The sequence below is a fragment of the Polaromonas sp. genome (assembly GCF_013817205.1).
Taxonomy (GTDB): Bacteria; Pseudomonadota; Gammaproteobacteria; order Burkholderiales; family Burkholderiaceae_C; genus Polaromonas.
The window spans coordinates 1-8,984 of the sequence record NZ_JACDDD010000115.1; the positions used below are offsets into that span (position 1 = coordinate 1).

7 protein-coding genes are annotated in these 8,984 nt (G+C 63.8%); 5 read left to right on the plus strand and 2 right to left on the minus strand.

Going from position 1 to position 8,984, the window contains the following annotated elements; translation table 11 throughout:
* Window positions 1-242: 242 nt before the first annotated feature.
* The 4 genes from H0W47_RS17670 (at window position 243) to H0W47_RS17685 (ending at window position 6,159) form a co-directional block, all read left to right on the plus strand.
* Window positions 243-1,361 (plus strand): aromatic ring-hydroxylating dioxygenase subunit alpha, encoded by a 1,119-nt coding sequence (locus H0W47_RS17670; RefSeq protein WP_296926775.1) that lies wholly within the window; start codon window positions 243-245, stop codon window positions 1,359-1,361.
* A 99-nt stretch (window positions 1,362-1,460) separates the two neighbouring features.
* On the plus strand, window positions 1,461-2,492 hold the full coding sequence (locus H0W47_RS17675; RefSeq protein ID WP_296926778.1) for an EamA family transporter: 1,032 nt from the start codon (window positions 1,461-1,463) through the stop codon (window positions 2,490-2,492).
* 135 nt (window positions 2,493-2,627) lie between these two features.
* Window positions 2,628-3,524: a sulfurtransferase gene (locus tag H0W47_RS17680; RefSeq protein ID WP_296926780.1), complete on the plus strand. Its 897-nt coding sequence runs from the start codon at window positions 2,628-2,630 to the stop codon at window positions 3,522-3,524.
* Between the two features lie 64 nt (window positions 3,525-3,588).
* A complete protein-coding gene (locus H0W47_RS17685) occupies window positions 3,589-6,159 on the plus strand; it encodes a PAS domain-containing sensor histidine kinase (protein WP_296926782.1) in 2,571 nt (856 codons plus the stop codon).
* A gap of 93 nt (window positions 6,160-6,252) precedes the next feature.
* On the opposite strand, the gene cysE is transcribed toward H0W47_RS17685, so the two are convergent.
* Window positions 6,253-7,029, minus strand: coding sequence for a serine O-acetyltransferase (cysE, locus tag H0W47_RS17690; protein ID WP_296926784.1), 777 nt, complete (start codon window positions 7,027-7,029; stop codon window positions 6,253-6,255).
* A gap of 9 nt (window positions 7,030-7,038) precedes the next feature.
* Window positions 7,039-7,872, minus strand: coding sequence for an RNA methyltransferase (locus tag H0W47_RS17695; RefSeq protein ID WP_296926787.1), 834 nt, complete (start codon window positions 7,870-7,872; stop codon window positions 7,039-7,041).
* A 101-nt stretch (window positions 7,873-7,973) separates the two neighbouring features.
* Between H0W47_RS17695 and H0W47_RS17700 the strand changes: the two genes are divergently transcribed.
* Window positions 7,974-8,972: an inositol monophosphatase family protein gene (locus H0W47_RS17700; RefSeq protein WP_296926788.1), complete on the plus strand. Its 999-nt coding sequence runs from the start codon at window positions 7,974-7,976 to the stop codon at window positions 8,970-8,972.
* Window positions 8,973-8,984 lie beyond the last annotated feature (12 nt).

Here is an 8,984-nt window from a genome sequence, read left to right on the forward strand (position 1 = left end):
GTTTTGGCCATGGTTATTTGCGGGAAACGCTGATTTTAGGCGGTTGCGCCGGTCCGGCCAGCCCGGCGCCACCGCACCCTGCACCCTCCCCCTTTTTCCGGGGTGCGTCGCGGACCACTTCCGGGCAGCACGTACAAGGGCCCACGGTACAATTGCACCAGGTTTTTCCGTCCTCGCAGCTGCGCCCTGGTGGCGACTGTCAGCCTCTTCACATCTACCCCCTCGCCTGTTCGGGCACATGCATGTCAGATCTCAGCCTCCGCTTGCTGCAGGCCACCAGCCAGCTCCCTGTCTCCAGCTATTTTGATGCCGGCCTGTACCAGCGTGAGCAGCAAAAGCTGTTCGCGCGCGGCCCGCGGTATGTGGGGCATGAGCTGGCGGTCCCGAACCTGGGCGACTACTACGCGCTGCCGCAGGAACTGGGTGGCCGCGCCCTGGTACGCAATGCTACCGGCGTGGAGCTGATTTCCAACGTCTGCCGGCACCGCCAATCCACCATGCTGCAGGGTCGCGGCAATACCGGCAGCAACATCGTCTGCCCGTTGCACCGCTGGACCTACAACACCAACGGTGAGCTGATCGGCGCGCCGCACTTCCAGGTCGACCCCTGCCTTAATCTGAACCGCTACCAGACCAGCGTCTGGAACGGCCTGGTGTTCGAAAACAACGGCCGCGACATCACCGCCGAAATGGCGCCGCTGGGCCACATGGCGGACCTTGGTTTCACCGGCTACCAGCTCGACAACATCCGCCTGCACGAGTGCAACTACAACTGGAAGACCTTCATCGAGGTTTACCTTGAGGACTACCACGTCGGCCCCTACCACCCGGGCCTGGGCGGGTTTGTCACCACCGACGACCTGCGCTGGGAACTGACGCCCAACTACTCGGTGCAAACCGTGGGCGTGTCCGACAAGCTCGGCAAGCCCGGCACCGATGTCTACAAGAAATGGCACGACGTGGTGCTGCAGTACCGCGGTGGCGTGCCGCCGAAATACGGCGCGATCTGGCTGACTTACTACCCTAACGTGATGGTCGAGTGGTACCCGCACGCGCTGGTGGTCAGCACCCTGCACCCGCAGGGGCCGGACAAGACGCTCAATGTGGTGGAGTTTTATTACCCCGAAGAAATATGTGCCTTTGAGCGCGAGTTTGTCGAAGCCCAGCAGGCCGCCTACATGGAAACCTGCGTCGAGGATGACGAAATAGCGCTCAGCATGGACGCCGGCCGCAAGGCCCTGATGCAGCGCGGCGACAACGAGTTCGGCCCCTACCAGAGCCCGATGGAGGACGGCATGCAGCATTTCCACGAGTGGTATCGGCGCGAAATGGGTGCCAGCAAGACCACACAGATGCTGTGAGTCCGCTCGCTCCAGCCACCCAATACTCCTGATTTGATAGCTGTATTCGCCCGCCCCACAAGGGCTGGCGGCACTTTTTACCTGTAAAGATTCGAACCCATGCAAGCCCTCTGGATGTTGGCGGCCGCCTTTTTCTTTGCGACCATGGCGGTCTGCGTGAAGTTTGCGTCCGAGCATTTCAACAGCGCCGAGCTGGTTTTTTATCGCGGCCTGCTGGGCATCTTGTTCATGTGGCTACTGGCCCGCTCGCGCGGCATACCGCTGGCCACGCGTTATCCTGGCATGCACATGTGGCGCAGCCTGGTCGGCGTGATCTCGCTGGGCGCCTGGTTTTACGCGATTGCCCAGCTGCCATTGGCCACAGCCATGACACTGAACTACATGAGCAGCGTCTGGATTGCCGCCTTCCTGGTCGGCGGCGCGTTGCTAATGGGCCTGCTGCCGGCGCGCAGCACCGACGCGACAAACACGGCAACTCCCTCTTCCCAAGACGGGGCCGCGGAACCGGCTGTGCCGGGCCGCAGGCGCAGCGCCCCCTCGGGGGGCAGCGCGGTACGCGAAGCGACAAGCGTGGGGGCAACATTCAACCAAGGCCCTCTCGTGCTGACAGTGATTGCCGGTTTTATCGGCGTCATCATGATGCTGCGGCCCACCATCGAACAGAACCAGGCCTTCGCCGGTCTGGTCGGTCTGATGTCCGGCCTGCTGGCCGCTTTTGCCTACATGCAGGTGATGGCGCTGGCGCGAATTGGCGAGCCCGAGACTCGCACGGTGTTTTATTTCGCGGTCGGCTCGGCTGTGGCCGGCGGGCTGGCCATCACTGTCACCGGGGTATCTGAATGGCACTGGAAGCCGGCACTCTGGTTGATTCCGCTGGGCGTGCTGGCCTCGCTGGGGCAACTTTGCATGACACGTGCGTACAGCCTGGCCAGAACCCGCAGCGCCACGCTGGTGGTGGCCAACCTGCAGTACTCCGGGATTGTTTTTGGCGCCATCTACAGCCTGCTGCTGTTCGGCGAGCGGCTGCCGCTGATCGGCTGGGCCGGCATGGCGCTGATCATGGCCAGCGGCATCGCGGCCACCGTACTGCGCGCCCGCGCCGCGCCGGGCGCTCCGGCCGAAGAACACTGAGCCGCCCGGCCCGCCGGACCTTGGCCCCGACCTAAAGCGCGGTGCAAAACCTTTGCGGCTCGACGTTGCGACACGGCATACTTGGGGTTTCGCTTGGCGACCCGGCACATCACGGGACATTTCTGAAAGTATTCCATGTACACCACCCTGATTTCCGCCCAAGAGTTGCGGGCCCTGATGGCCGGCGTGCAGCCCCTGAGAATCTTTGACTGCAGCTTCGAGTTGATGCAGCCGCATGCTGGCAGAGAGCACTACCTGCAGGCCCACATCCCGGGTTCGCTGTATGCCGACCTCGACACCGACCTCAGCGCCAGACACGGCGTGCCGGGCGCCCACGGCGCGCTCACCGCCGGCGGCGCCGACCACCCGGCGTCGGGCGGACGCCACCCCTTGCCCAACCGCGAAAAATTCGCCACCTGGCTGTCCAGCGTGGGCTTTGCCAACAACATGCAGGCCGTGGTGTATGACCGCAACGGTGCGAACTACTGCGGGCGCTTGTGGTGGATGCTCAAGTGGGCCGGCCACGAAGGCGTGGCCATTCTTGACGGTGGGCTGCAGGCCTGGGAGGCTGCAGGCGGCCAGACGGCCAGCGGCGAGGAAGCCTCTCACTTCCAGTCGAACTTCGAGCTTGGCCCTGAATGCGCCGCCCTGGTGGACGCCGGCCAGGTGGCCGATCAGCTCGGGCGCCCGGCGCAAACCCTGATCGACGCCCGCGCCCCCGCGCGTTTTCGCGGGGAGGTCGAACCGCTGGACCCGGTGGCCGGCCACATCCCGGGCGCCTTGAACCGGCCATTCAGCCAGAACATCGGCGCCGATGGCAAGTTCAAGTCCCCCGTCGAACTGCGGACCGAATTCGAGGCCCTGCTGGGCGGCCGCGATCCGGCAAGTGTGGTGCACCACTGCGGCAGCGGTGTCAGCGCCATTCCCAACCTGATCGGCATGGAAATCGCCGGGCTGGGTCGCAGTGGCTTGTACGCCGGCAGCTGGAGCGACTGGTGCAGCGATACGGCGCGCCCCGTCGTCCAGGGCTGAACCGCCGCAGGATAAAAATAGTACGGCAGGCAGCATGCAGTGCTTTAGCATTAGTTAGCCCACCATGTCCGACACCTCCCCACCCGAATCCACCCGGCAGCTGGCCGCAGAGCTTATAGAAAAGCGCTACTCGCGTGGCCTGCGTTCGCTGCTGCTGATGCTGCTGGTTGGCCTGCCGGTGGTCATGCTGCTGTCGCTGGCCCAGCAAAGCAATCCGGTGCAACTCTTGCTGGCAGGTGTCGCGCTTGTGCTGACAGGACTGGGCTATCTGCTGTTGCAACGGGGTCATTACCAGTGGACCAGCCACGTGCTGGTGTTTTCGCTCATTGGCCTGTCATCGGCCGGCATGCTGGCCTACGGGTCGCCGCGCAGTGCCCTGCTGCTCGGCTTTGTGGGAGCGGTGATTGCAGCGGGAATGACGCAGGGGAAAAGGGAGCTGGTGGTCGCGGTCACCGTCAGTGCGCTGGCGCTCGGGCTGTTGTGCTGGGCGGAGGTGTCGGGTCTGCTCGCCACCCCGGACTTCAAGGTCAATCTACGCTTCTGGGCCGTAAACGTTCTGCTGCTCATCGGTATCGCGGTGAGTGTGTACACCAGCCGTCAGGTGGTACTGCGGGCACTGCGCGAGCAGCACGCTGAACTCAGGCGCCGCGAGGCGGCCGAAGACCGCCTGCGCATCAGCGAGGACCGGTTCAGCCGCATCTTCCGCAGCAGCCCGGCTGCCATCATCGTGCAGGCCCTTGAAGACATGACCGTGCTCGACGTCAACCCGGCCTTCGAGCGTATGTACGGCTACAGCCGCGAGGAGTTCATCGGCGGCACCGACAGACTGCTCTGGCGCGATACCGAGGAACGCAAGGCTTTCCAGCGCCACATGGCTGCGGCCGGCCGCGCCATCAACCTGCCGCTGCAAGCCCAGGCCAAGGACGGCAGGCGCCTGCATGTGCTGCTCTCGACAGAAATCGAAGGCATGGGCCAAGGGCGTATCGTGGTGTCCACCATCACCGACGTGACGGTAGAAACCGAGGCACGTCAGGCCGCACGGCAGTCGGCCGAGCTGTTTTCGAAAGCCTTTGACTCCAGCCCCATCGACATGGCCATCACCCGCGTTTCTGACGGCACTTATATTGCCGTCAATGCGATTGAAGAACGGCTCAACGGGTATACCGCAGCCGAACTGCTGGGCCGCACATCGGTGGAAGTAAGCGTCTGGCGTGATGAAGCGGAGCGTCAGAAATTTCTTGACTCACTGCGTACGCATGGCCGGGTGGAAAGCATGGAGACGCAGATGCGCCACAAGAACGGCAGCTTGATTGATTGCCGCATGTGGGCCGTGATCGTGGAAATAGGCGGTGAGCCGTGCGTACTCAGCTCAGCCGTCAGCATCAGTGACCAGAAGCGGCGAGAAGCCCAGTTGATCGACATGGCCAAGGGTCTGTCGGCGGAAACCGGCGACGCCTTCTTCCGCTCGGTGGTGCAGCACTTGGGCAAGGCCATCGCCGCCGATCTGGTGATTGTGGGCGAAACAACGGCCAACCACAGCGTCAGCTCGCTGGCGATGGTCCAGGACGGTGTGCTGCAGCCCAACATCACCTATTCACTGACCGGCACGCCTTGCGACTCGGTCGTCAGCGCGAGCGATATGTGCGTCTATGGTGAGGGTTTGCAGGAGCTGTTTCCGCAAGACCAGATCCTGATTGACGGCGGCTTCCACGCTTACCTCGGCGTGGCGCTGCGTGACCAGGACGGCAGTCCTATTGGCATCGTCAACGCCTGCTGGCGCAAGCCCCAAGCCGCGTCATCAGACCGGGACGCGCTGGCTCAGATTTTTGGCAGCCGCATCTCGGCCGAACTGGTGCGCCTGCGCCGTGATCGCGAAATCTTGCGCCTCAATGAAACGCTGGAACAACGCGTGAACGAACGCACCGACCAGCTCCGCGCGACCAATGCCGAGCTGGAATCCTTCGGTTACTCGGTGTCGCACGACCTGCAGTCGCCGCTGCGCAGCATCGAGGGCTTCAGCGTGCTGCTGGCGCGCCGGCTCAAGGGCCGGCTCAGCGAGGAGGAAGAGCGCCTGTTCGACCGGGTGCGCATGAATGTCGTGCGCATGCATGAACTGATCAACGACCTGCTCGCGCTGGCCCGCGCCAGCAAGGGCAAACTGGTGCTGGAGCAGGTGGATCTCAGCGCCATGGCCGAGCAGGTGGTGGCGCAACTGCGCCAGCGCGATCCCCAGCGCCGGGTTCAGGTGTCCATTCAGGGCGGGGTCAGTACGCTCTGTGACAGCAAGTTTGCGCGCATCATTCTGGAAAACCTGCTCGGCAATGCCTGGAAGTATTCCCGAGACAAGGCGGACGCGACCATCGACTTCGGCGCGCTGCCCGGCCGCGAGGGCGGGCGCAAGATGCTGTTTGTGCGCGACAACGGTGCCGGCTTCGACATGGCTTACGCCGGCAGTCTGTTCAAGCCCTTTCACCGGCTGCACCATGAAAACGAGTTCGAGGGCAGCGGCATCGGACTGGCCACCGTGCACCGCATCCTGGAGCGGCACGGCGGCACCATCCGCGGGGAGTCGGCCGAGGGCGCCGGGGCGTGTTTTTATTTTTCGTTCGATCCGCAGTTTGGCTTCGCTGGTTGAATCCGTCTGCCAGTGGACGGGTATTCAACTTTTGCAAGTGCTGACTGGACAGCGCATCGGGAAAGCCACGGGAGGGCTCAACCGGAAAATCCGCTATTTACCCATCAGCTGGTTGAGCTTCTCGGCCTCAAACGTCTCCTGCCGCGCCGCGTCGTCAGGCACGCAATCGCGGTGCGGGCGGCCGCTGTCGGACAGCTTTTCGATGGCTTGCCAGAGCAGCGCGATCTGGTGTTCCTGCGATGAGGCGTTGTCGATCAGGCCTTTCATGGCCTGCGACACCGGGTCATCTTCCAGCGTGATGCCGTAGGCTGAAAACTTGTTCTGCGCCGTGGTCACGTCGGCGCTTTCGCCGCTCCTGGAGGGGATGATGCGCGCCGGAATGCCGACCGCCGTCGCGCCCGCCGGGACCGGCTTGATCACCACCGCGTTGCTGCCGATCTTGGCGCCGTCGCCGACCTCGAAGCCGCCCAGCACCTTGGCACCGGCGCTGACCACCACGTTTTTTCCCAGCGTCGGATGGCGTTTGGTGCCCTTGTAGAGCGAGGTGCCGCCCAGCGTGACGCCCTGATAAATCGTGCAGCCGTCGCCGATCTCAGCCGTCTCGCCGATGACCACGCCCATGGCATGGTCGAAAAACACGCGCTCGCCAATGATGGCGCCGGGATGGATCTCGATCCCCGTCAACCAGCGCGCGATGTGCGAGATGAAGCGCCCCAGCCACTTCAGCCCGCCGCTCCAGCAGGCATGCGCCAGCCGGTGCAGCAAGATGGCGTGCAGACCGGGGTAGCAGGTAAGGACCTCCCAGGCGCTGCGCGCGGCAGGGTCGCGGTCGAGAATGCACTGGATATCGGAGCGGAGTCGGGAAAACATGCTGCGAGTTTATGGCTTGACGCTGGTCTCTGCTGGCGTGACCGCTTGGCCGCCGCTGGCGGAGCTTTTTTGACTCATGGCCTTGGCCACGCCCCGCAAGATGTGGATCTCCTCCGGAGTCAAATGCGCGCGGTTAAACAGCTGGTTCAGGCGTGGCATGAGCTTCTTGGGCGATGCCGGGTCCAGAAACCCGATATGCGCCAGTGCCCGCTCCCAATGGCTCAGCATGCCGGCCACCGCAGCCGCATCCGCCAATTGCGTTTCTGGCGATGCCGCTTGCACCGAAAACCCGCCCAGCGCCTGGCGCCAGTCGTAGGCGATCAACTGCACCGCCGCCGCCAGGTTCAGCGAACCGAAGTTCGGGTCGGTCGGGATGCTCAGCGCCACATGACAGCGGTAGACGTCTTCGTTTTGCATGCCAAAACGCTCGGAACCGAACAAAAACGCCACGCCCTCCGGATTTGGAGCTAAATCAGCCTCCAGCCCTTGACTGGTGGGCGTAAGAAGCTCTCTTTTTGATAGCAAGTCCGGGGCACCCAGCAGCCCAGCAAAGTGCTCGCGCGGTGTGCGCGTAGGCGGGCCGAAGTCGCGCGGGGTCATGGCGGTGGCGCACAGGTGGGTCATGCCGTGCAGCGCTTCATCGAGCGTCGCGACGATGCGGGCCTTGTTCAGCACGTCCAGCGCACCGCTGGCGCGCTGTATGGTTTCCTCGCGCCTGAGCACATTGGCCCAACGTGGTGCCACCAGCACCAGGTCGTCGAAACCCATGACTTTCATCGCACGCGCGGTGGCACCGACGTTGCCGGCATGGCTGGTGTTGATCAGGACAAAACGCGTTTTCATGGATAAAGCGCCGGGAAGCCGGTGCGAGCCGGTAAAATGGGCTTATTGTCGCCTGCCCCCGGTTACCGGGCCGCAGCCCTCCTGCTCTTTCTCAGCCCCATATGTCCAGCAATCTCCACCCCATGCTCAACGTGGCCATCAAGGCTGCGCGCGCCGCCGGCGCCATCATCAACCGTGCCGCCCTAGACGTGGAATCAGTCCGGGTCTCGGTCAAGCAAACCAACGACTTCGTCACCGAAATCGACCAGGCCGCCGAAGCCGCCATCATTGAAACCCTGCTGACTGCCTACCCGGGCCACGGCATCCTGGCTGAGGAATCGGGCAGCGAACACGGCGCCAAAGACTCTGAATTCGTGTGGATCATCGACCCGCTGGACGGCACCACCAACTTCATCCACGGTTTTCCCGTCTACTGCGTCAGCATTGCCCTTAGCGTCAAAGGCAAGATCGAGCAGGCGGTGGTCTACGACCCAACCCGCAATGACATCTTCTGCGCCACCAAGGGGCGCGGTGCCTACCAGAACGACCGCCGCATTCGCGTGGCCAAGCGCACCAGACTTCAGGAATGCCTGATCTCGACCGGCTTTCCCTACCGGCCTGGTGACAAGCTCAAGACCTACCTCAACATGCTCGGCGAAGTCATGAGCCAGACGGCCGGCGTGCGCCGACCCGGCGCAGCCGCGCTGGACCTGGCCTACGTGGCGGCCGGTTACAGCGACGGCTTTTTCGAAGCCAACCTCAAACCCTGGGACGTGGCAGCCGGCTCGCTGCTGGTGACCGAGGCCGGCGGCCTGATCGGCAATTTCACCGGCGAAGCCGACTTCATGGACCACGGTGAATGCGTGGCTGGCAACCCGCGCATTTATGGCCAGCTGGTGACCACTCTGGGCAAGTACAGCAAATTCGCCGGCGCCGGTGACAAGGCCAGCGTGCGCCAGGCGTCGCAGGTCGCAGATGCGGAAGATGCGCTTGCGCCGGGCAACGAGGAGGCGGCCGCGCCAGTAGCTGAAAAAACCACTCTCACATCCAAACGCGTCAAGGCTGGAACCACCCAGCCGGCGGCGACGCCGGCTCCGGGCCTGCCGGACGCGCCGTTTTGAGAGCCCCTATGT